Annotated in this window: 24 protein-coding genes and 1 tRNA gene; 3 read left to right on the forward strand and 22 right to left on the reverse strand. The window is 39.2% G+C overall.

Annotated features, from left to right (window positions below):
- Positions 1-11: 11 nt before the first annotated feature.
- From MJY40_RS12930 to MJY40_RS12950, 6 genes are read right to left on the reverse strand one after another with little or no spacing between them, the layout of a single operon-like run.
- Positions 12-749 (reverse strand): hypothetical protein, encoded by a 738-nt coding sequence (locus tag MJY40_RS12930; RefSeq protein WP_317854617.1) that lies wholly within the window; start codon positions 747-749, stop codon positions 12-14.
- 4 nt (positions 750-753) lie between these two features.
- Entirely contained in the window at positions 754-1,014 is a 261-nt protein-coding gene (locus tag MJY40_RS12935) for a hypothetical protein (protein WP_317854618.1), read from the reverse strand.
- A gap of 15 nt (positions 1,015-1,029) precedes the next feature.
- Positions 1,030-1,869: a conjugal transfer protein TrbL family protein gene (locus MJY40_RS12940; RefSeq protein ID WP_317856456.1), complete on the reverse strand. Its 840-nt coding sequence runs from the start codon at positions 1,867-1,869 to the stop codon at positions 1,030-1,032.
- Positions 1,856-3,058, reverse strand: a complete 1,203-nt coding sequence (locus MJY40_RS12945; protein ID WP_331488183.1) for a DNA cytosine methyltransferase — start codon at positions 3,056-3,058, stop codon at positions 1,856-1,858. Before MJY40_RS12945 ends, MJY40_RS12940 begins: the two co-directional genes overlap by 14 nt.
- On the reverse strand, positions 2,995-3,696 hold the full coding sequence (locus MJY40_RS15500) for a DNA cytosine methyltransferase (RefSeq protein WP_331488184.1): 702 nt from the start codon (positions 3,694-3,696) through the stop codon (positions 2,995-2,997). The genes MJY40_RS12945 and MJY40_RS15500 overlap by 64 nt, the downstream gene beginning before the upstream one ends.
- Before the next feature lie 26 nt (positions 3,697-3,722).
- Complete coding sequence (locus MJY40_RS12950) at positions 3,723-4,040, reverse strand: 4-oxalocrotonate tautomerase (protein WP_317854271.1); 318 nt, start codon at positions 4,038-4,040, stop codon at positions 3,723-3,725.
- Between the two features lie 177 nt (positions 4,041-4,217).
- Here MJY40_RS12950 and MJY40_RS12955 point away from each other — a divergent pair, with 177 nt between their 5' ends.
- On the forward strand, positions 4,218-4,760 hold the full coding sequence (locus MJY40_RS12955) for a hypothetical protein (RefSeq protein ID WP_317854272.1): 543 nt from the start codon (positions 4,218-4,220) through the stop codon (positions 4,758-4,760).
- A 153-nt stretch (positions 4,761-4,913) separates the two neighbouring features.
- Positions 4,914-5,390 carry a nuclear transport factor 2 family protein gene (locus MJY40_RS12960; RefSeq protein ID WP_317854273.1) on the forward strand — a complete coding sequence of 159 codons (477 nt, stop codon included), beginning with the start codon at positions 4,914-4,916 and terminating at the stop codon, positions 5,388-5,390.
- A 77-nt stretch (positions 5,391-5,467) separates the two neighbouring features.
- Here the strand turns inward: MJY40_RS12960 and MJY40_RS12965 are convergent, their stop codons facing one another.
- The 14 genes from MJY40_RS12965 to MJY40_RS13030 form a co-directional block, all read right to left on the reverse strand.
- Entirely contained in the window at positions 5,468-5,809 is a 342-nt protein-coding gene (locus tag MJY40_RS12965; protein WP_317854274.1) for a DUF3852 domain-containing protein, read from the reverse strand.
- Positions 5,810-5,900: 91 nt separating this feature from the next.
- Positions 5,901-10,562 carry a SpaA isopeptide-forming pilin-related protein gene (locus MJY40_RS12970; protein WP_317854619.1) on the reverse strand — a complete coding sequence of 1,554 codons (4,662 nt, stop codon included), beginning with the start codon at positions 10,560-10,562 and terminating at the stop codon, positions 5,901-5,903.
- Between the two features lie 93 nt (positions 10,563-10,655).
- Complete coding sequence (locus MJY40_RS12975) at positions 10,656-11,426, reverse strand: CHAP domain-containing protein (RefSeq protein ID WP_317854620.1); 771 nt, start codon at positions 11,424-11,426, stop codon at positions 10,656-10,658.
- A gap of 62 nt (positions 11,427-11,488) precedes the next feature.
- A complete protein-coding gene (locus MJY40_RS12980) occupies positions 11,489-12,301 on the reverse strand; it encodes a class D sortase (RefSeq protein ID WP_317854621.1) in 813 nt (270 codons plus the stop codon).
- Positions 12,291-13,388: a hypothetical protein gene (locus MJY40_RS12985; RefSeq protein WP_317854622.1), complete on the reverse strand. Its 1,098-nt coding sequence runs from the start codon at positions 13,386-13,388 to the stop codon at positions 12,291-12,293. Before MJY40_RS12985 ends, MJY40_RS12980 begins: the two co-directional genes overlap by 11 nt.
- Before the next feature lie 161 nt (positions 13,389-13,549).
- A complete protein-coding gene (locus MJY40_RS12990) occupies positions 13,550-13,948 on the reverse strand; it encodes a hypothetical protein (RefSeq protein ID WP_317854623.1) in 399 nt (132 codons plus the stop codon).
- Between the two features lie 20 nt (positions 13,949-13,968).
- Positions 13,969-14,721 carry a DUF3849 domain-containing protein gene (locus MJY40_RS12995; RefSeq protein ID WP_317854624.1) on the reverse strand — a complete coding sequence of 251 codons (753 nt, stop codon included), beginning with the start codon at positions 14,719-14,721 and terminating at the stop codon, positions 13,969-13,971.
- Positions 14,714-14,857, reverse strand: coding sequence for a hypothetical protein (locus MJY40_RS13000; RefSeq protein WP_317854625.1), 144 nt, complete (start codon positions 14,855-14,857; stop codon positions 14,714-14,716). Before MJY40_RS13000 ends, MJY40_RS12995 begins: the two co-directional genes overlap by 8 nt.
- 163 nt (positions 14,858-15,020) lie before the next feature.
- Complete coding sequence (locus tag MJY40_RS13005; RefSeq protein WP_317854626.1) at positions 15,021-15,620, reverse strand: hypothetical protein; 600 nt, start codon at positions 15,618-15,620, stop codon at positions 15,021-15,023.
- On the reverse strand, positions 15,617-16,576 hold the full coding sequence (locus MJY40_RS13010; protein ID WP_317854627.1) for a DNA adenine methylase: 960 nt from the start codon (positions 16,574-16,576) through the stop codon (positions 15,617-15,619). The genes MJY40_RS13005 and MJY40_RS13010 overlap by 4 nt, the downstream gene beginning before the upstream one ends.
- A gap of 65 nt (positions 16,577-16,641) precedes the next feature.
- On the reverse strand, positions 16,642-17,391 hold the full coding sequence (locus MJY40_RS13015) for a BRO family protein (protein WP_317854628.1): 750 nt from the start codon (positions 17,389-17,391) through the stop codon (positions 16,642-16,644).
- A 94-nt stretch (positions 17,392-17,485) separates the two neighbouring features.
- On the reverse strand, positions 17,486-18,667 hold the full coding sequence (locus MJY40_RS13020; protein ID WP_317854629.1) for a hypothetical protein: 1,182 nt from the start codon (positions 18,665-18,667) through the stop codon (positions 17,486-17,488).
- A complete protein-coding gene (locus MJY40_RS13025; RefSeq protein ID WP_317854630.1) occupies positions 18,664-18,945 on the reverse strand; it encodes a DUF4314 domain-containing protein in 282 nt (93 codons plus the stop codon). The genes MJY40_RS13020 and MJY40_RS13025 overlap by 4 nt, the downstream gene beginning before the upstream one ends.
- A gap of 45 nt (positions 18,946-18,990) precedes the next feature.
- Positions 18,991-19,488 (reverse strand): SLOG family protein, encoded by a 498-nt coding sequence (locus MJY40_RS13030; RefSeq protein WP_317854631.1) that lies wholly within the window; start codon positions 19,486-19,488, stop codon positions 18,991-18,993.
- A gap of 107 nt (positions 19,489-19,595) precedes the next feature.
- On the opposite strand from MJY40_RS13030, the gene MJY40_RS13035 reads away from it, so the two are divergent.
- Positions 19,596-19,838, forward strand: a complete 243-nt coding sequence (locus tag MJY40_RS13035) for a helix-turn-helix domain-containing protein (protein WP_317854632.1) — start codon at positions 19,596-19,598, stop codon at positions 19,836-19,838.
- A gap of 33 nt (positions 19,839-19,871) precedes the next feature.
- On the opposite strand, the gene MJY40_RS13040 is transcribed toward MJY40_RS13035, so the two are convergent.
- Both MJY40_RS13040 and MJY40_RS13045 read right to left on the reverse strand, forming a co-directional pair.
- Entirely contained in the window at positions 19,872-21,524 is a 1,653-nt protein-coding gene (locus tag MJY40_RS13040; RefSeq protein WP_317854633.1) for an antirestriction protein ArdA, read from the reverse strand.
- A 346-nt stretch (positions 21,525-21,870) separates the two neighbouring features.
- Positions 21,871-21,954, reverse strand: a tRNA-Leu gene (locus MJY40_RS13045).
- Positions 21,955-22,070 lie beyond the last annotated feature (116 nt).

The raw sequence follows: 22,070 nt of genomic DNA on the forward strand, positions 1-22,070 counted from the left end.
AACATTATCTTTTACAGAACATTTTCTTTCACATAACGCTCTCCATCTATATCATCAAAGTACACTTGGGTGATATTTTGAATGAAGTAAACCGACAAGATTCGTTTCAAATCCTCTTTCCTTGCCAATCGCCCATTGAATCCATTGTCTTTCAACAGCTTTTCCACTCTGCCAATCACAGCCAAAACTTCTTCTTGGCTATTCTTCGCCCTTGCCACCAACAAGAACCCCCTTGCCGATGCCATCTGCACTTGCACACGATCCAGATAGGTCAATTCCTGTTCCAAAATCTCACGAACTTTCAGGATTTTTTCTTCTAAGGCAATACCGCACAACTCTGGTTGCAAAATTTGCGAGTAGATTTTTTCGTCATAATTATCAAAAAACACAGGCGATATCGGAAATATCGTCGAGTATTTTTGGTGATTCTGACGGGGAAATAAACCGCAAAGGTTGTAATAGAGAGTTGTGCGGTGTTGCCTTAATATGCGTTGCTTATAAAAATGTTTGTTGCTGTCAAAATTTTCTCTGGAATTGATACAAGCCATTTCCAAACCATCTAAAGATTTCAAAATTGCAGTTAGATTGCGTATTTTTGTATGCACTGCTTCCTCTGAAAGCACTGCAAGATTGTCTGGTTGCAAAATAAAAAACACCAAAGTTTCATCCTCTAGTGTTTCGATACTTGTTTCATTTATATTGGCTATCCCCACCATATCTCGTGTGGATTTTTCTTTTTTGAACCACATTTTTTCAAAACCTCCAATCAAACGTCTGCTGTTCCTTCATAAAAAAGCGAAATGCAAACTTGATATAGTCTGCGATTGTCACTTCATTTTCACTACGAACGGTCAAAAATCCATAGATTACAACCAGCACCAATGGCAACATCACGTCTATCACTGCCAAAATCACAGCGGATAAAATGGCACCCATGAGCAGTATGGTAATGTCTTTCAATGACCACAGTGCAAACTTGGATTTTTCTTTTAAGTTACTTGGGTAAATATACATTTGCTTCATCTCCTATCATTTTTTAATCAGCCTAGTGACTGCCTGTGTGGAATACATCACGCTCATCATATTCACATTCATGCTGGTATCTAAGCCAAAGTTATTGGCAATTCGTGGCACTTCCGTTGCCGATAGCATAACTCCAATTCCCAACAACATATTTGCATTAAAGGTCACAAGTCCAGCAATTAAAATGATGGTTTGTAGGAATGCTGTCATACAAAGAGCAATCACTTGTTTGCACCAATTGACAAATCCATCGCCATATCCTCGTGGCACAGAAAACATATATAAACTGCCTACCCCCATTAAGATAATGAGTATGCCACCACGTTTTAAATTTGCGAAAAACACCTTAATTACCGCATATCCAATCATAAATGCCAGCACAATCTGAATGAATATCCCACCACTAATCAGTTGAAACGAGCCTGCAACCAATTCACCAATGGCACCATAATCATCTGGCGAGGAAGTCAAACTGGTCAAACCATAAATCAGTTCCCCAGAAAGATTCACCGAAAAGGTATATAATTCAATCGGAATTATTGTAAATAAACTGACTGCAAAAAATCCTTTTAGGATGTTGAGTCCCAAATCTTGTATGGTATTTTTGCCCTTTTGTGCTTCGATTGCCATATCGAAAACTGCCACCACAATCCCCACAATGAACAAACACCAAGCAAATTGATAAAAAAATAAGAGCAGACCTTGAATCCAATCCATCTCAAATAATTCTGCACCCATTAAATTCATCATGGTGAAAAACTCACCAAAAAACTCGATGATGCTCCCATAAATCCAATCGCAAAATTGATCTAGTACACCATCCACTGCCAAATCAAACACATATATCACCTCCACCCAGTGCCAACGCAATGCCTTGCATGATGTATTCAGCACAAGGAATCGCAATGCTGTTGCCCAGTGCTTTATATCTTGGGGAATTGGCTGCACCATCAATGTTCGTCCAGTTATCTGGAAAACCTTGTAATCTCTCACATTCTAAAGGTGTCAATCTACGAACTAAATTTCTTGTAACTGCAAGATTTTCAGAACCACCACCATTGTTTCCACCTGTTGCACAAAGGGTACTAATTTCATCACCATATCCACCATAAGAACTTTGTCCAAACACCTGTTGGTGATCTACGATACATTTATTTGCACCCACATATTGGTTGTTTGGACCTTTGTCATCGGTGGCACAAATTGCACCAACCACATCTTGGTATGGCTCTGGTTTGTAAACCGAATGCACATCTGCGGTAGTTAAAGTGTATGCAATATCACTTTGACAACCCAATCCATTGCCACCATTTTTCACATCTCTATTGATGGTGTTGGCTGCAATGCAATAGCTTTCTTGCACAATGGCAAGTCCTCCTTGAGATTTGTTTGGATTGGGATTTGCTGTATCTAAGGTATGAGATGTGTCTGTTTCATTTATGATGGCTTCGATTCCAAAAGCTATTGGTTCTGCAACAAATGGAGTATTATTTCCGCCTGTTCCATAGATGGCAGATATGGTTGGTGCTACATCAAGTGGCCCTGTGTACCTTGCATCCTTTGCATGATTTTCGTACAACTCTTGTTTGATAATCGGCAAATGACCACCCATACTGGCTCGCAAAGTTCCAACCATATCTTTGGTAACATTCATGCATTCACCACCTTGGTCGGACAAACAATACAGTGGTTCTTTCACAAATGTTTGCATCTGTATGTTCTGTGTTGCAAGCAAGGCACCAGACAATCCATCCAAGTCAATCCCCTCATTTCTTTGATTGATGTGGTAACTTTTGAATTCATCATCCACCATTTGCACCTCTGCCATTTGCCCTGATTGAATCAACAATGCATCTTTCAACTGCTTTGGCAATTCCTTTCCTCTGCTTTCAGCTCTCCTTAAAATTCCCAAGCAAGCTGTCTTGCTCAAATAGTATTTTGGGTTGTTCAATACTTTTGGTAAACCAAAAGTCAAAACCTTCGGTTTTGCTCCGCCTTCTTGCGGATATGTGGAATGTCCTCCAAAATCTGCCACAAGAAACACTCGATTTCTTCTTTGGGGACACCCCAGTACCCCGCATCCAATACTCGCCAAGCAACGCTGAATTTTCCTCCCAAAATGCACCCAGCAGATTTCCATACCCCTCCCTCAGGTCGAGGTATAAGTATGGTGCTGTCAGCAATTTTGCACGTTTCTTCCAAGACCGCCTTGAAATCTTCGCCACTTTGGGAGGAGAACACACCCATGACGTTTTCCCAGAGCATATATCTTGGTCGAATAAATTCAGCTGCATTTCCTCGTTTTTCATCTGCATCCCTCATTTCTTTGATTATTCTTACTTGTTCCATAAATAGTCCTGAACGCTCCCCAGCTAAGCCTTTTCTGGCTCCCGCTAGGCTCAAATCTTGGCAAGGACTCCCGCCACAAACCAAGTCCACAGTCGGTATTTTTGCTCCATCCAGTTTTGTAATATCACCCAGATGCAACATATCTGGAAAGTGTACTTTCGTCACTTCCATTGGAAACTTTTCGATTTCCGATGCCCAAACAGGCTTGATTCTATTTCGTATGGCAGCAAGTGGAAAGCCACCAATCCCATCAAATAATGAACCCATTGTCATTTCTTTTTTGATACCACCACCTCCTTCACAATAAAAAAGGAGAGTTTTCACTCTCCAAGTTGTTTGTCTATTGATGTTTACATTGCTTCTATTTTATTTGTTTCATTGTGTTCTTCGTCCTCTAAGGCTTCTAAAATCAAGCCGATGATAAAGTCTTTTTGCTTCATTCCTGTTTTCTGCAAGTGGTCTTTGATTCTCTCGAATAGTTCTTCTGGGATTTGCAGTGCAAGGGTTCTGGTGTCTTTTGTCATTGGCTTTGCCTCCTTCATTCGATAAAATTCTTCTAAGATTTCTGTTACATATTGGCTTGTTGTGATGCCTTTTTTCTCACGCTCATCACTGACTTTCTGGTGTAAGGCTATTGGAATCTGAGCACATAAGTTCTTGGTTTCCATTTGGGTTCATCTCCTTTTCTGTTTTGTAAACACACAATACTCGAAGTTTGAAGTATAAGCTATACCAATATGTAACAAAATCTAATTCTTTTTTACTCTAAGTATCATAATTTCACAAGATATGCTAAGATAGTATTAAAGAATAAATCATCTGATTTTGAAAAGGAGATGTTTAATATGGATATCAAATCTATTGACTTGATACTGCAAAACCTTGAATCCGATCTACATAAATATGAATTTATTGTAAGCCAAGTTCATAACACAGATTTATCCTCAAATAAAGAATTCCAAAAAGCATTTAATGGTTTCTTCAAGATGCGACAACGCTCGCAAGAATTCTACACCCTTTATTTTTCTTTGTTTGAATCTTTAAAAACACAATCACCAGATTTTTCCACTATAATAAAAACATTATACAATGAAACAAATCGTGTCGAAGCATCTTTTTCTAGTAAAATGCTAGCGACTATTGATCCAACCTATCCCATATTAGATAAATTTGTTTTGCAAAATTTCGGTCTAAAACTGCCATATCCATCCGCTAAAAATAGAATCGAAAAAACAATATCCGTATACGACGATATTATTAATCGTTATCAGTCTTTTATGGGGACAAGTGAGTGCACAGAATTACTCCAAAAATTTGATGCTCAATTTCCTAATTCAACCATAAGCGATATTAAGAAAATAGACTTTGTTTTATGGAAATTGCGATAATTTGCTAAATCCCTAAAACATCCCAAAAGATACTTATATTAGATTGGTATTTTACAAAAGAAACCCAATTGACAAGTTTCTATACATAACACTTCGTATATCTCCCACTGTTTTGGTGATACTGAACTATAAATATAACTTTGGGAGGTATTTATGAATACAGAGCAAACCATCAAATGGCTTTATGATAAAGCCTTAATTGAGCAAACCATTTTGAAATATGCAACAGCTGCTGACCTACGTGATTGGGATTTGTTAAAATCCATCCTCTCCGATGAAGTCTACATCGACTTCACTACATCTGGAGGTCCTTCTATGACAGTGACAAATGACCAATATATTGGACAAGTGACTTCTCTAATACCAGGGTTTAATGTTACACAACATCAGTTAACAAATTTTGTAATTGATATCAATGGTGACACTGCAAATACTGTAGTTTATATGCAAGCTGAACATTTTGTTCAGGAAGGCACAAGTGAAATCGGTCGAACTATTGGCGGATATTATACGCACAAACTGAAAAAAGAAAATGGCAATTGGAAAATATGCTCACTGAAACTAACTGCAACTTGGGGACGTGGAGATATGCGTGCTTTTGAGATTGCTAATAAACGTGCCAATTCATAATTCTATGCCAAATACCAAATATCCATCTAATCATAAAACACACCTACAACATATTAAGTGCTGTGGGTTTTGTTCTATCAAATCCCTAAAATATCCCAAATATAAAGCGGTGCTGTCAGGGCAAACATCAACCCAAAGAACAAAATAGCAAGTGGCATAAAGTCAAACTCACCATGTTTTTTGTAATCGAAATAACTTACTGCAAGTTTCACAAACAGCACAATCACCAGAATCATATCCACCACAGGGAAGATAACCTGATTGGTCACCTCTTTGATTTCCAGTGCTGCTGCTTTCCAAGTTTCCTCAATAGCGCCAGAAACATCTGCTGCATATACTTCATTTGCAAATAAAAAAATCAGTATTACAGCCAAAACAGCAACACCGAAATACAACATCATTCTTTTTTTCTTTGTCATATATTCACTACCTTTCTTTTAAAAAACTATGGAACCTCAAAATCTGAAGTCCCATAGCCATTTTTAAGTTATGCTATTCTTGTTTGATTCATCAATACCCTGTTTGGGGCAATGTTACATAGGTTGGATTGAGTCCAAATACAGTGGTGTTCCAGCTGGTTGTTCTGGATTCCCATTCATTTCCATAACGTCCACCAACTTCTGCACGATTGATGATTTGATACCCACTAGGCATAGTTGGCAACACTTGACAAAATACACTAATGTTTTTTGTTTGGGCAAAGCCTGAGCCAACGCTGTCAAACTCAAAACGCACATCAGTTACATACTCGCCATTTTGCAAACCAAGCACATTGGAATGTAAGCTAAACTCATAATCATTTTCCGTCAGCAAGTTATCGGCAAGCACCATATAATCACGATAATTGGTTTTATAGGTGATTGTGTAGTACCCACGTTCATTGAATGTACCGGTTGTGATTTTGAGAATTCTTGTGGCATCTGTTGGGATTCTATCGTGGATATAGAAATCTTCTATGCTACCAGAAGAACCATTTTCCACACCATAAATTTCATAGTGAATGGTGCTAGATGGCATAATCTGAACTGGTCCTTTTTTCTGGATACTCAAATCCAAATCTATGCTACTGTTCAACACTTCAAAGCGAATGATATCTCCATTGTGTCTAATCTCTGCCAACAACATTGTATCATTCAGTGCATAGTATCTCGGTGCAGAAACCTCTTTGATGGTATAGACACCCACTGGCAAAAGTGAGGATGCTGCCACACCATCGCTATCAGATGTGATTTGATCCACCAAGTTTCCAGTGATGTTATAAATCTCAAACACTGCACCACTAAGGGATGAGCCTGCTGGCAAGCCTGTCAATTCGTTGTATTCTGAAGATCGTTTGGTAATTACAATCTGACCTGCTTGTGGTGTGTTTTCCCAAATGATTTCCGTAGTTTTTCCTTCCTTAACCCAGAAAGTTTTCACTTCATCATCACCAATATATCCTTCGGCTGCTTCAATTTCTCTTAGTTTATACTTGCCATCTTCCAAGGTTTTGTCCAGCCACACATAACCTTCGTTATCGCTTTCGTATTCACCGATTGGATCATTGTCTGCATCATACAAAAGGAATTTCACACCGCCAATACCTTCTTTGGTTACGCTATCAATCTTACGAATAAACAAGGAGGACATTGGTGTATTCTCCACTTCCACTGTTGTTCTCTGTCCGTCTATCATAGTGAATTCGATTGCAGTATCTTCGATTTTGTAGCCATCAGCTGCCTCTGTTTCTTTCAAGATATACTCACCAGATGCCAAGCCTTCTATGGTAATCAAACCATATTTATCCGTTGTGTAATATCCGATTTCTTCCCCATTAAGTTTAGTAATCAAGAACTCTACACCCTTAATGGGATCTCCTGTTTGACTATCAATTTTTTCAATGACAAGGTCAGAAAATGGTTCATTCAACACTTCCAAAACCGTTTCTTGTGTGCTTTTCACCTCAACTATCTTTAGTTCATTATCCAAATGATACCCAGTAGGTGCTTTCTGCTCTGTCACCTCATAAAACCCATCTTCCAAATCTTCCACGAAGAAGGTACCATTGTAATCTGTTTTGTAATCGCCTACATATTCCCCATTCAGTTTTCGCACCTCAAACTCTGCATCTGCAAGGGGTTCTCTGGTTTCGCTATCCAGTTTAATGATTTTCAAACCACTTAAAGGTTGATTGGAAAAGGTCAACGTATAGGTTTTGCCATCTGTACCAATGTCAATGGTTTTGGCTGTAGAATTGATGACATAGCCTGATGGTGCTTGGATTTCTGTCACCACATAGCTATCTGGTTTCAAGTTTGGAATCAAGATTTCACCATTTTGATCTGTGGTATATTCCCCATTGCTGCTGCCTACAAGTGTCCCATCACCTGTTGTGACTTTGAACACTGCACCAGCCAAAGGTGTACCATCGTTTTCATCCACCTTATTGATGAGAAGCGAACCATATGGATAGTTGGTAAAAGTCATCTCCACGATACTTGTACCATCAGCCTTTAACCATGCTTGTTGTTGGCTATTTTCTGATAATAGGTAGTTGGTTGGTGGATCAACTTCTTCCACGATATACGCACCAGCGGTCAAACCTGTCACCACAATAATCCCTGAATTATCCGTGGTATATCGACCAATGATTGTGCCAGAATTGCCTGAAATATCTTCAGAAACTTGACGCAATTCAAAAACTGCACCAGCCAACATCTCAGATGTATTTGCATCCACTTTTTTGATGACAATGCTGTTCAAAGGATAGTTTGTCACACCACCTGTATAGTCATTTCCACTTGTAATGGTGGTGCTTGTGGTGGTACTTGTAGATGTATCTTGACTATCATCACTTCCAGTTTCATCTAGGGTTAGGTAGGCATTTTCGCCCTCTGACAGATAGATGCGTGTTGTTGGATCGGATGGCAAACTAAATCCTTGGGCTGGTATGGTTTCTGTCACAATATACCAACCAGTTGACACATTTTCAATGACGATTTTACCACTGGCATCTGTTTTATAAGTGCCTAGATTTTCAATGCCACCATCTGGATTTTCATATTGAATTTCAAAGACAGTGCCTGCAATGGGTTCGTTGGTCAATCCATTTATTTTTGTAATAATCAGTGTGGGATTCTTTGTATTCTCAAAGACCAATGTCTTTGTTTTGCCCCATTCCAAAGCAATGTCTTTATACTGGGTATCCAAAATATAACCTGTTGGAGCAGAGATTTCTTCCACAGTGTACACTGCTTCGTCCAAATCCCTAATAACGATTGTACCTGTGCTATCGGTGATATATTCGCTGACGGTCATATCCTCTGTTTTGGTGACTTTGAAAGTTGCACCAGCCAAAGGTTCATTTGTCACAGCATCAATTTTCATAATCTGCAAGGATGGTCGCAAACGATTGGTAAACATGACTTCCACCAACTGGTTGGGTTCCAAATACACATCTTTGCTCTCTGTTTCCAGCAAATATCCACTTGGTGCTGTTGTTTCTGTGATGGTATACCAACCTTCTTCCAAGCCTTCCAAACGAATTTCGCCAGCTTTGTCCGTTGTCATTTCATAAATGGTGGTTTCGCCTTTCTTTGCAATGCTAAACACTGCATTGGCAAGGGGCATTCCTGTATCTTCGTCCACTTTGCGTACCAAAAGACCTGGTTCTGCTTGATTTTGCATGGTAAGTGTTGTGGTTTCACCAGCCACTAACTTGATAATTTGTGGTGTATCATCCAACAAATATCCATCTGGCGCAACCAATTCTGTCACTGTATAAGTTCCAGATTTCATGTTGGAAAGATAGGCAACACCGCTGTTGTCCGTTTGCACATCAAAGGAATTGCTGCCATCATCCAAAGCCACACGGAACACTGCACCATCCAACTTCTCACCAGTATCTGCATCTACTTTTGTGATTTCCAACCTGCTTTCTGGCTCATTGGCAAAAGTGACCGTGGTGTCCCTATCTTCTTCCAAGACCACATCTTGATGAGGGTTTTCATCCAAAACATAACCATCAGGTGGTACAATTTCCTCAATGTAATAAGCACCCGTTGGCAAATCTTGGATATTGATGCTACCGCTATCGTCTGTCACATATGTGCCAATGACACCGCCTGTTGCATTGGTCACACGAATCACTGCACCAGAAAGTCCATCATTTGTTCCAGCATCCACCTTCAAAATGTTCAAGCCTGTTGTTGTGGTGGTAGGCTCGTCTGGATCGGTTGTTTCTGTTGTTGGTGGTGCGCCCTCATCCGCAGAATAGGCGATGTCCACCCAAGAATCCCCATTGTAGGTTGGCATTGGCGCAACATAATAATCTTGTGTATCATCATGTGAGTTACCATACATAACCGACTTATTCTCCAATGTTGCTTTCACCAAAACTCGGAAAGTCCCTTCTTCTGTGATGCTATCCTTCGGGATTTGAATGGAAAAGGAATTCTCTGTACCATCAAACTCCGTTACTTCTTCCCCTGACTCTGAAAGTACCACTGTACCATCTGGAACATCTCCACTGAGTACAATATAATACCTTTCCAACTCCACATTTGAAGTCAATTCATAGGTTTGTGTGTAGTAGTCACCTTCTTCTTGCAAAGTTGGTGATGTGGGTGTTGTTGCCAACCAAGTGTTATACACATACTCATTGGCACGTCCAATGGCAACAAGATTTTTCATGGCTTGCTCCACTGCTGTGTTTTGGCTACCATTGGCTGCCCAATCGTCCAAGTCACTGTAGTTATCATGCACCACTGCCCATACTGCCATTTTGGTTGCATAATAGGCTTCGTAATCTGTGCTGACACCCAATTCCGCTGGTGATTTGTAGGGATATCCATTTGTAATGACACCCCAAACTTCTGGGTTTTGATCCAACTGATCCACATCTACATCGTAGGTATGGCTTGCCATTTCTTCCACCCCAGGTTTATCTGGGTTGGCACAATAAGCTGGCAATTCTTCACCATCCTCTGTTTCATATACAATCATTGCTGTTGCGAAGTTATCTGCATCAATGATGCCTTTCCATGTCATAAGCTGTGCGCCTTTTTCTGCTTTCATATAAAGATTTACTTTGTTCAGCGCTGTGTCCAATGATGTGCCAGCAAAAGCAGTCAATGCCGATGAAAGCATTAAAATCATTGATAACAATACGCAAATCCATTTTCGATTTCTCATTTTATCATCCTTTCCAAAGAAAAAAGACCTCGATTGCACAAGGTCTTAGTAATGGTTATATTGATTGATTTAACTATTTATTCCCGTTGTTATTCACTCATTAAGATTGACGGAAACATATCCAGACAATCTTAAGTTGGTGTCTTTGCTAAATTCTTCGAAACTCTCCTTTCGTACCACTCCATCTACATTTGGTGTAAATACATCCAGTTCTGTATCGTATTTTCCATTTGCATCTGTGTAGTAAATGTAGACTGGATTGCCAGCATCATCCCTTTCGATATATTCGATGAATACCACATGACCTGGGTGTGTGTCATTTTTATCTATTGGGATATATACCGCCACCGAATTTTCCTGTGGTTGATTGATGTTATATTCCACAAGAAATTCATCCATTTCTTCAGCTTTCGCAATCCACCCTTTGGCTGCACCACTGATATGCACCTGTTTGTTGGTCACTTCTCGCAACCTACCATTGGCATACCAAGCACACTGCCCAAGGGAATAAGTGGCATAAGGTTCTGTGTAACTAGATGCGTAATTGAGTGGTAGGTTCTCACCTTCTTTCATAATGTTTCCAAGTACAGTACCTACTTCTGGTGCTTCAATTGCCGATACAATACTCGTTTCTATTTGTATTGTACTTTTGGGAATTAATTGTGATTGCATTGTTTCCGTCTGTTCCTCTAGCATCCTTTCTTGAATAATTGTTCCATTCTCATTGATGAGCAACACCTCTCCAATCCATTCTCCCAAGTGGTTGTATAACCCATATCCACCAATGATATTTCGTTCTGCTGCCAAGGTTTGTGTTCCCAACATCAATATCATGGCAAGTGTAAGTGCAAGTTGTTTCTTCATATGATCAGCTCCTTTTGACTTACACATTACCATGAGTTGGTTGCAATAGCTATGGGGAAAACTCAATCAATTTCTACCCCTTGTACCACCAATCTTTTGTCACTTTGATCTGCAACACAAGTAATCAAGGTGATACGATTATCAACAGTGTATTGCAGTTTTGTCCAATCCGTATCGGAGATGATACCAATGAAATCCACCTCATACTCTCTTGTGCCAAGGGTTGTTTTATATTCTATGGTATCACCCAGTTCCAAATCTTCCAAATCACCGAAGTAATCGTTTGTACCCCTGTTATGACCAAGCAAACCAATATTGCCATCCCAAGCAGATGTGGATGCAACGTGTCCAATGCCTTTTGCCATAGCTTCGTAGGTATCACCATCATAGGCAGTGACTTTCAAATCAATTGCATCAATTGTGAGTGTTCCAATGCTACCATCTTCATTTCTCACATCTGCAATACCTGTGGTTTGATAGAGATTGTAGGTTTCATATTCTTCTGCAATGTATTGGTATTCGCTGGTCAACTGCCCTGTGATTGTTCCACTGGAACTTGCTACATAAGTGCCACTGACAGGTGAATTTTTCGGTGCGTAGGTGGTGTAGTTCTCTGTTTCCTCACTTGGTACAATGACGTTTGTGCCATACTCAGAAGTATAGGTTGTTTGCGGTGTTATATCGTAAATGTCATATAGATAATCTGCCACTTCGCCACCAAAGTTCAAAAAAGAAGTGCCACCGATGACAAACTCTTCTGGATTTTCTGTTGTATAGGTGTATTCCAAAGATTCCCCAAGGGCATAAGCAGAAATAGGCAACATCATGCAACCAAGCAGTAACAACAAAAGCCTTTTCATTTTCTTATTCCACATCCAAAACACCTCCCATATCCAATTCGAATTCATACTCTTGGTTGCGTTTTTTGACCATGTGTTTGACGGTCATATCTTTCAATGTGATGGAAATATTTCTACCATACAATTCTTTTGCGACTTTCTTATCCAAAATAAAACGAAATGTATGGGATTGGATTAAGTCCTCGAATTCATTCAAATCCACTAAAGGATTTTTTACGTCAATGGATTGTTTTCCAAGGCAGAAATACTCTCCATCAATCAAGTTATAAATATCCACACCTTTCTTGGATTTCAAATACAAAAAGCCTAACAATCCAAGTCCACCAAGAATCAACAAACCACCCACACAAGAAATGGCAATCAAATATGAGGGCAAGCCATCGTCCATCTCTGTACCCACATAGGTGATGATATAGGTCACTGTATTCACTTGATTTTTGGATACTTCCCCCTCGTAAATCGCTGTGGAAGTATAGCCTGTTGGCACTTGCTTGGAGAAAGTTTTGGAATAGGTTCCCACCGCTTTGTACTCCGTTGGTACAAGACTATCACCACTCAAACTGGTTGCCATAACATCAAATTGAATGTCTGTCAGTGGCAATGTTGTTCCATCTTTCAAACTGGTTTGTGGCACATAAGATGGATCTGGATACATCAGTCCCGGGATTTCTTTTGTATCCGTAATGGTGTAATAGCTGGTTTCGTAGCCGATTGCTTCGGTTGTGATGCTATTGGCATTGAGTGTCAACTCGCCTGTAAATCCATCTGCATCATATGGCTTTGTTTGTGGGAACAAGCGAATGATGTCCTCCAACTGATCTGACTGGGTTTCCACAATTTCAGATTCGGTAACCGCCTTTGTTGTTGTGCCTTCGTTTTCCACTTTTTCCACAGTTTCATAGGAAAACAAAAAACCACCATCGGTGAAATCAGTTTCAATCAAGGATTCTGACTCCGTTTCCGTGGTGGTTTCAAATGTTTTGGTGATATATTCCGTGCCATCAATGTTTTGTCGCTCCACATCTTTGGGTGCTGATGTGCTGGCAAACACTGTGGTTGCACATAATACACTCATCAATATCACACTAATTATACGCTTCATTTGGTTCGCTCCTCTCATTTCTTTTGTCCTTTGCTACGCCTTCTTGGGGAACAACGCTTGTGGAATTGCACCTTTGCTTGTGTTTGCACTGGTTTTGCTGAAAACTTGCCTTTGAATTTTCTTTTGCTCATTGGTAACCTCCTTTTTATCATGGCAACATCTCATTCTTCATAAATCACTTCATCTTTCATCAAGCTTTCATTCAATTCCCCAAGGCAAATGCCAAAGTCCGCCAATCGTTGTTGCATATTTTCTGAAATATCACCCAAGTCATGTGTATGCTCCGCTGGCTCAAGCACGATTTGTTTTGTATCACTCATCACAGCAAAGAAGAATTTTGCATCAGCAGAATACCCTGCTTCCAGCTTTGCCCAATCTGGTACATGGACCGTATCATCAGCAAATGTTTTGCAGAAGTGACAACCTGTGCAATCCGTTGTGCAGCTGAATTTTTCTTCCAATACCTCGTATGCTTTTCCAATGGATTCTTCCATTTCTTCGATAAATGTAATCAAATCTAAGGCTGTGTATCTTTGTTTTTCTCTTGTGTTTTCTCCCATATGATTTCTCCTTTTCATCATTAAAAACTTTGCTCGTGACTGTTTGACTTCATTTGTGATAACGGATTTTGCTTTGTAGCAGAATCAAAACCCAATTCTTCCAATTTCTGCTTGGCATACTCTGGGATATATTCCTCTTTGATTACGCCCAAAATCTGTGACCTATCCCATCGAACCCTAACTCCATCACCAAGACAGGTGGCAAACACCGCTCTACCAACCTTGTCTGGTTCACATCCAAAACCACTGGTTGCAACATAAATTTGATCCCTTTGGTTGAAGTATTCTTCTGATAATTCCGTTGGTATCACAGCAATGACTTTCCCTTCATAGTATCCATCTTCCATGTCAATTTGGGACACATGGAACAACTCCAACTTGTCATATGCTCTCTGATATTGATTGATGAAACCATCCAGCAAAGTTGGGTGTGAATCCACCGCAAAGTCTGCGTTTAAATGGTTTTGTTCTTTTGGAATATACATATTCTTTGCCCACGCTTTGTTATCACGAGAAAATCTGCCATCACCCATTTTTTCTTTGATGGAGTTTGCCAAAACAACTGCGGTACGTTTGTAGCCGAACTGCTCGATCACCTCATTGGCTGAATCTTGGTGCAAACGATTATTCTTGTAGTTTTCCTCAATGGTTTTTTCAATGAAGTTTTTACAAGCAATGTTCTCTTGATGACTCTGCTCCCATCGTTCTATTTCTTCCAATCGTTTCGCCTCATTGCGAGAATAGGGATACACTTCCACAAATGATTTACCCACGATAAATCACTTCCTCATCCATAATGCTTTCGTTCATTTCCCCAAGGCAAACACCCATATCCACCAATTGCATACGCATATTTTCGTCAATATCTGTAATGTCATGTTTGTATTCCGTAGGTTCCAACTTAGCCATTCCTCCCTAATCCAAACCACGGTTTTTCAGTCTTACAACTTCTGATTACTGCGTTATCCTCAATCACCGTACCTTTTGGTACGATTCAATCGTCTGCCTTGTTCTCATTTGTTGTAAGTCTAAAAAACTTCTGCGAACAAAAATCCTCTTATTTTGATGAATTTCAATGAAGAGGAGGATGGCATAGCCATAGCTCTGGTGACGACGATGAAGAAGAAAGTCGCAAAATAAGAGGATTTTTGCGGGTTCGGATTAGGGAGGCATGGCTATTGTGTCCACTGCCTTCTTCTACACAAAGAAACAGCTTGGCATCTGGAGCAATGCCAGCTTCAACCTTTGCCCACTCTGGTACATGGATATTATCTTCCATATATCCATCACAGAAAGAACAATCATCGCATAGTTCATCTTGCGGAAATGCTTCGACCAGTGCATTGTATAAATCATCCAAGACAATACCAATGAGTTCTGATTGCAAAATTTGCGAGGAGATTTTTTCATCATAATTGCCAAAAACCGCAGGCGATATCGGAAATATCGGTGAGGATTTTTGGTAAGGATGATGGGAAAATAAACCGCAAAGGTTGTGATTAAGATCTCGTTGGTATTGGCTTAATACATCTTCCAACGTGGAAATGATCTCCACCATCTCTAACGCTGTCAAATTTGTGTTGCGCAATAGCATCACAGCATCAAAAACCTGCACTGTTACTTCATTACTCAATTTTGTTTGTTTCGTCACTTCTTGTTTGTTTTTCTTCATTTCGATACCTCTTTCTTTCGTCCTCTTAATTGTTGGCTTGGAGAATGTAACAAAGAATATTCTCCTTCATTTTGAACAGAAGAAAAGCCACCAAACAATTGCATTTGGTAGCTTCCGTTGTTCACATATTTCGTTATATCGTAGTTAATAATAATTAATTCTTCATAAACCTCCCCCTTCTTTTTGCTCATGGAATGGGTTCTGGTTGTATAGTAAATATAGAAATCTTGATACAACTCTAAAATCTCTGGTACGTTGTTATAACTCACCATCACATACCCTTTTGCTTCATACAACACATCTCGCAAGCGGACATGATCCTCTTTCGTAAATGGCACATCATTTTTGTAGAAACTTTCCGCATCATAATACGGTGGATCGCAGTAGATGAAAGCCATTTCTCTATCATACTGTTTGATGAGTGCTTCAAAATCTTTGTTTTCGATTGTGATATTTCTGAAGATTCTAGAAAAGTTCCAGATGTCTACAAAAAACCTACGCACGTCACATTTCTTTCCACCAAAGGTATCTGCATTTGCGTTGAAGCTATATCGCAATAACTTGTAATAGGCTGCAGCACGTTTGATGTCTTTTTCCTCGCTTTGTTTGATGAGCAACCTTTTCAATTCCTCCGCTTTTGGCTGTTCAAACATAATCTCCGTCAGTTTCAGTTCTTCTTCTAGGTCATACTCTGAAAACTCCTCCTTTTCTATAAATTTCTTGTACATTTCAAAATCATCTCGTGCATTGAGTGCCAAAAAACCAATCTCACGAATCAGCTCCAGTGGTCTATCCCTTGCACAACGCATCAAATTTACGAGATTCCCATTGAAGTCATTGTACACACGAAGATTTGCAGTGGTACACGCAAGATTCAATGTGACCGTACCACTACCACCGAATACATCAATGCTTCTTTCATATTGATTGGGTGCAAGTAGATTGATAATCCACATCAACTTTGACTTGCCTCCAACCCATGCTATAATACTTTTTTTCAAATAAAAATCACCTTACCTTTTTATATAGAGCCAACATCCATATCCCCATCTAAATACAGTTGCAAAAAATAATTCCTACCAGTTGTGGTCACCAAGGTTTGTACACCTGTATGTCCATTTCTGCAAAACTCCACAATTTCAAACAATCCACTTTCCACATGATGTTGATAGGGAAGTAGGACTTTTCTTAAATCACGATAAAGATATTTATTTTCCAACAGAAAATGAATTAAAAACATCGGCTTCACACCAATCTCTTTTGCAGTGGTTCGGAAGTTAATCAACAACCCTGTATCTATCATGTTGTCGAAGTATTCGCCTTTGGTTTGCAACTCTCCAACCTCTTGTTTCAGCTTTCTATTTTCCTCAGATACCTTGAGCATATTTGCCAGAAAAACGTGTAGGTTGTCTGGATTTTGGAAGATACTCGTTAGGGTTTCTTCTGTCACATAGCCGCCATATTTTCGGATAGAAGGTAAAACTTCTTCAAAAACCCAACACTCAAATCGTTCTGCAGAAGGCAGTTTGCTTTTGACAATCAGACGATACAAATCGGATTCTGGAATAAATAACATCTGCTGATTTCCACCTTTTGAAGGGGCTTCCATTTTGGAAACCCCTTTGCAATGTGTATTAACAGCTTTGGTTGGAACTGAATATCCCAATGCTTTTGCTACATCTGTACCACAAAAAAGTACATTTCCTTTTCCATCTTTTGTTGTGCGAATTTCTCCAAACTCTTCATTTTGAAATATCTGTAATTCATTCATGGCTACTCCTTTCCGTTTCTTTTTCACGAAAAAAAGACCGCCTGCTTTGCTGTTGGGTACAGCGAAACACACGGTCTTATAATTACTTTTCTGGTTACATACTTTGTTCCATTTTCATTCCTTGAGATTGCATCACTTTCGGTTGTGTCAGTTTTTCCATCAGTGGCACTCCATCTCTGGGAATCAACACCCCATAACTGGTCATGCTCACTCCATTTTTCTCGGCAATTTTTCTACCATAATCTTCGGTATCCAAACATTCCAACAATTCCTCTTGCAACACATTTTGAAATCTACTCCTTCCATAATCGGCATAACTTCTTTCCTTTTGTAGCAATGTAAACTCGCCCACACACTCACAAAGCTGATGTGCAGTTTCAAGATTTACAGTTTCTGTTGCATCCACCATTGCTTTATAGGTGTTTAACTCATTCAGTTCTTTGAAGCAATAAATGGAGGCTGCGAGTTCATTCAATGTTTCAATATCTTCCATCCCAAAGTCCATATTTTGCAACTGTGGCACTATGCTAGCAAATTGATAACACCTCAAACCTGCCACATCTGTCACAGCAAAGTCCTTCATCATCTGACGAAACTCCGCATTGCTTGTTGGCAGTTGTATAGTATATCTTTTGTCATTTTTCGGTTCTGTTTGCAATCCAACTTCCAATTGAAAAATATAATTTTCGTTTTCTGGCATTCGCATATCACCCTCATATAAATTTTCCAATTCTTCCATCGTGACATAATCGCTACTGATGAATGTTCCATTTTCTTTCTGGCAAATTTCTTCGCCAAGACTCTGTAAATCTGCGTGATCCACAATCCAATCATAAACTTCATCATTGATACCTGCAATCTCTGGTATCAAATCATTCTCGAGATAAAACTTTGCCAAGTCATATTCATCCATTGCTGGCTGAGATACTACAAGGTTGTTGCTTTGGATATTCATTGCAAGATTGATGGCTTTGTGAACATCCATTGGCTCTTTTTGATCCATAATGAAGTACCCACCAATGAACTGGCTGCTTTCATCATACTCAAAGTTTTCTATCATGCTTGCCAAGTAATTTAGTTCAAAAATGTTGCACTTTTCAAAATAGAAAGCTACTATTCCTCGCTCGTATCCATCTAAAATCCTTCCATTCGCACTGATTGTTTCATCACAGTTTAATCGAAGCAGTGCATCCTCGATAACACCATACTTTGCTGGCAAATCAATGTCTAATCGTTGCTTGGTTTCTGGATTGGATATAGCAATGTCTAGTTTCATAGGCTCATACCTCCCATTCCTCTTGATTGCGTTGCCACTGGTTCATCTGGCATTGTCAGCATCTCGAATTCATCCTCGAATGGGATAAGACCTAATGTTCTTCCATTGTCCCACTTCATAAGAAACGTTCCAGCATCGTCAATGCCTGTAATTTCGCCCTCTGTTCCAGCTTCAATTGGACTGTATGGATCATCCATTGAAAGCAGTTTGATTCTTGTACCGATTGGGTACATTGCTTTGATTTTTTCTATTTGTTTTTCTGTTGGAAATCCTCTCATTTTTTACCTCCTGACATAGAGAAAGTGCCGACATTTCTGCCGACACTAATATAAATTGACAATATTTAATTTTTGTTTTTCTGCCATACGAATGGTCTGCCCTGTGCCACTACGCACACCACCATTGTAATAGGCAATGACCTTGTTGCTATGATCTATCATATATTGATTTCGATTTTTAAAACAATCTTTGTGATATTGAACACTGACGAATACCACATCATCACATTGGGCATGAAGATTGTAATATCGCTCTCTATCTTCCTCTGAAAAATCCTTTGCTTGCTCTTCATATGGAATTGCAGCAATCAATTTTATCTTTCTTGGATTTTGAATGGATATTATCTTTTTCAAATCTGCAACAATTTCACCACACAACAAGTCGAACCCTTCAGCCGAACCGAATAAAAATGTATCATAGCCATCTTCGATTGCTTGGTTTATCTCTGAAATCAAGTTGTATTTCAATTTTTCAAAGGCTTCACCTTTTGGCAAATGCCTGTGACCTGTAAAACTCACAGTTCTTACTCTTTTTATTTCCATAAAATACATCCTCTCAAGTTATATAGGCTATACATAGACTATATAGTATCATACATAGCCTATAAATATCAAGCTATATTGATAAAATATATTTAAGAGGTGAGTATATGAACACAATTGATGTAATCAAAAATCGTATTTTTGAACTTTGCAATGAACGAAACATTTCAATCAATAAACTGGCAAATATTTCTGGCGTTGCTCCATCATCATTGAAAAACATCTTATATGGAAAAAGCCAAAATCCTAAAATATTAACCATCAAAATGCTTTGTGATGGTTTGGATATTTCATTGGCTGACTTTTTTGGAACAGATGATTTTGAAAATTTAGACCAAGAAATAAAGTGAAACGGAAGCTTTCTAAATGAGACTTCCGTTTTTTTACATGGTCATTTCAATACTTTTCATCTGTTCACGAAACCCCATTTCTTCAGCATTCCTCAAAAAATATCGGTTGCTATCCCACAGGCTGATATTCACATTGCGACCACATAGCCTAAACTCTTGTTGCTCCAATCCCTCGCCAAAGCCATCACTTGCCTGACCTGTGATATACTCTTTCAATGTAGCCATTTCCGCAGCATCCAGCGGTGCTTTCAATTCACAAACTGCCACACCATATACATCGCCATCCATCTGTTCAAATTCAAACTTGAAACTTTCCACTTTTGCATTGACCGAATCCTTTGTGTCATAATATTCCATCAACCCTCGTTCTTCTGGAACGTGATTGCCATAAGACTTGATGAAATTCTCCAACTCATCTTCATAGCCACAAAGTTCACAGCTGTCTAGTTCTTCTTCGTAATCAGAAGTTTCGTATTGCCCCCAATCATTTTCTTCTTCATAGGAAATGACTTTCAGTGGCATATACAATCGCAATGTTTTGCTGTACGTCTGGTTTTGGATATTCATATGCAAATTTCGATTTAATATTGCAGCCATTTCTTGGTTGTAACCCATATAGGTGATGTAGCCTTGTTTTGTGAATGTGCCAACTTCATTTGCAATGCGATTTTCTCCATAGGCTTTGAAGTCAATGTATTCCTCAAGGTTTTCATCGTATTCATATCGTCCACTGTCGCAAATCATATATTGCCCATATGCTTCTGGTGTGTGAATGTTTGGGAATACCTCAAATTCGTGCATACAGCGACACAAGGTGTCTAGCTCCTGAACCGTATTGATTTTTGTCATAACCGCAAGCTTTTCCAAATAGTCATACTCTCGCTCCCCCACTTGGTGCAAGGTCTTTGCAATCTCATTGAGTGGATGCAAATCGCATTCGATTTCATGCAAAATATCTTCTAGTTTGTCAGGCAAGTTATGATATAAAATCGTAATGAAAGTATCGTCTAAACTTTCCACTTCCAGTCGCTCCATTGCCTTTTGGATTTCCCTTTCTTCACACGGCAAGTCCAAATATTCTTCAGCCATATCAGTTCGCAGTGCAACATTGAAAACCTTAAATCCATTTAGGTATTGAGGGAACGTCTTACCAAAATAAATATCTTGCTGTTGATTTTGGTTGGGATATACCAACCCATAAGGCGATACCAAAGGATTTGGATTGTCTGCAATCATTTTTTCGATATATCGCTGTCCGTCTACACTCTGCAATTCTTCCTCGCTCGCTGCTCCATTCTCGTTGAGGTATAACTTTTTGCCAAGTCTGTTTATGTCGCTGAAATCGGTCACAACGCTGTAACACTGCTCGTTAAAACTCAGGTTGATTAAGTCCTTGATATCTGACAGGTTTTTCGCTGTTGCCACAGCATAAAAGACCTTCATTTCTTCATCCGTAAATCTATCTACGCTTTGAAATAAGAAATTGAGTTCAGTGAGGTTGTATTGATTGCCTGCAAGAATGGTGTTCATTTTATCCTCAAAGGGTACCTCGGTGACAATAGTTCTACTCTGCATATTGTTGTCGATACTAAGCTCATCACAATATGTTTGTAGTTGCTTTTCCGTAGCTGGCAAGGTAATTTCCATTTGCTTTTTCGTGGTTGGTTGCTGTATTCGTAATCTCATTCAAATTCCTCCTTCATTTGTTCTGTAGTTATTTTATTTGTGTTCTTTATTCATTGATATCCTCCTTTCCGAGAAATAAAAAAAGAGCTGTCAAGCAGAGGATAAGCCTCGCATTTAACAGCTCTTAAGATTTGATAATTTTTATATAAAATTGATTTGTTTCTATATTTGGGGTACAAAAAAACCACTATATCGGTTCAAACACAGTGGTAGTATGCAAAAATACAATATGACATCCATGAAATTGATGTTTCAGAAAACGGCTTTTTTTGAGATAAAAACCCCCAGAAACGTCGAAATCATCGGCTTTTTTACCGATGACATCTATTTTGCGTGTTTTAAATTATGCCCGAGACCGGGATCGAACCGGTACGAGTGTTACCTCGCAGGATTTTAAGTCCTGTGCGTCTGCCAATTCCGCCACTCGGGCAAAATTTGCTCCGATTTAAACCGCTTATTTACTATATCAGAAAGATGTATGTTTGTCAATACTTTTGATAATTCTTTTTCTGATATAACAAAACGGGCGACCACTGGTCGCCCCTA

The sequence above is a fragment of the Chakrabartyella piscis genome, assembly GCA_030067835.1.
GTDB lineage: Bacteria > Bacillota > Clostridia > Lachnospirales > Anaerotignaceae > Chakrabartyella > Chakrabartyella piscis.

What these genes read in the sequence shown, in the direction of transcription:
- MJY40_RS12930 (WP_317854617.1), bottom strand. Translation starts at nt 749, where the DNA reads ATGTGGTTCAAAAAAGAAAAATCCACACGAGATATGGTGGGGATAGCC.
- MJY40_RS12935 (WP_317854618.1), bottom strand. Translation starts at nt 1,014, where the DNA reads ATGTATATTTACCCAAGTAACTTAAAAGAAAAATCCAAGTTTGCACTG.
- MJY40_RS12950 (WP_317854271.1), bottom strand. Translation starts at nt 4,040, where the DNA reads ATGGAAACCAAGAACTTATGTGCTCAGATTCCAATAGCCTTACACCAG.
- MJY40_RS12955 (WP_317854272.1), top strand. Translation starts at nt 4,218, where the DNA reads ATGGATATCAAATCTATTGACTTGATACTGCAAAACCTTGAATCCGAT.
- MJY40_RS12960 (WP_317854273.1), top strand. Translation starts at nt 4,914, where the DNA reads ATGAATACAGAGCAAACCATCAAATGGCTTTATGATAAAGCCTTAATT.
- MJY40_RS12965 (WP_317854274.1), bottom strand. Translation starts at nt 5,809, where the DNA reads ATGACAAAGAAAAAAAGAATGATGTTGTATTTCGGTGTTGCTGTTTTG.
- MJY40_RS12970 (WP_317854619.1), bottom strand. Translation starts at nt 10,562, where the DNA reads ATGAGAAATCGAAAATGGATTTGCGTATTGTTATCAATGATTTTAATG.
- MJY40_RS12975 (WP_317854620.1), bottom strand. Translation starts at nt 11,426, where the DNA reads ATGAAGAAACAACTTGCACTTACACTTGCCATGATATTGATGTTGGGA.
- MJY40_RS12980 (WP_317854621.1), bottom strand. Translation starts at nt 12,301, where the DNA reads ATGTGGAATAAGAAAATGAAAAGGCTTTTGTTGTTACTGCTTGGTTGC.
- MJY40_RS12985 (WP_317854622.1), bottom strand. Translation starts at nt 13,388, where the DNA reads ATGAAGCGTATAATTAGTGTGATATTGATGAGTGTATTATGTGCAACC.
- MJY40_RS12990 (WP_317854623.1), bottom strand. Translation starts at nt 13,948, where the DNA reads ATGGGAGAAAACACAAGAGAAAAACAAAGATACACAGCCTTAGATTTG.
- MJY40_RS13000 (WP_317854625.1), bottom strand. Translation starts at nt 14,857, where the DNA reads ATGGCTAAGTTGGAACCTACGGAATACAAACATGACATTACAGATATT.
- MJY40_RS13005 (WP_317854626.1), bottom strand. Translation starts at nt 15,620, where the DNA reads ATGAAGAAAAACAAACAAGAAGTGACGAAACAAACAAAATTGAGTAAT.
- MJY40_RS13010 (WP_317854627.1), bottom strand. Translation starts at nt 16,576, where the DNA reads ATGTGGATTATCAATCTACTTGCACCCAATCAATATGAAAGAAGCATT.
- MJY40_RS13015 (WP_317854628.1), bottom strand. Translation starts at nt 17,391, where the DNA reads ATGAATGAATTACAGATATTTCAAAATGAAGAGTTTGGAGAAATTCGC.
- MJY40_RS13020 (WP_317854629.1), bottom strand. Translation starts at nt 18,667, where the DNA reads ATGAAACTAGACATTGCTATATCCAATCCAGAAACCAAGCAACGATTA.
- MJY40_RS13025 (WP_317854630.1), bottom strand. Translation starts at nt 18,945, where the DNA reads ATGAGAGGATTTCCAACAGAAAAACAAATAGAAAAAATCAAAGCAATG.
- MJY40_RS13030 (WP_317854631.1), bottom strand. Translation starts at nt 19,488, where the DNA reads ATGGAAATAAAAAGAGTAAGAACTGTGAGTTTTACAGGTCACAGGCAT.
- MJY40_RS13035 (WP_317854632.1), top strand. Translation starts at nt 19,596, where the DNA reads ATGAACACAATTGATGTAATCAAAAATCGTATTTTTGAACTTTGCAAT.
- MJY40_RS13040 (WP_317854633.1), bottom strand. Translation starts at nt 21,524, where the DNA reads ATGAGATTACGAATACAGCAACCAACCACGAAAAAGCAAATGGAAATT.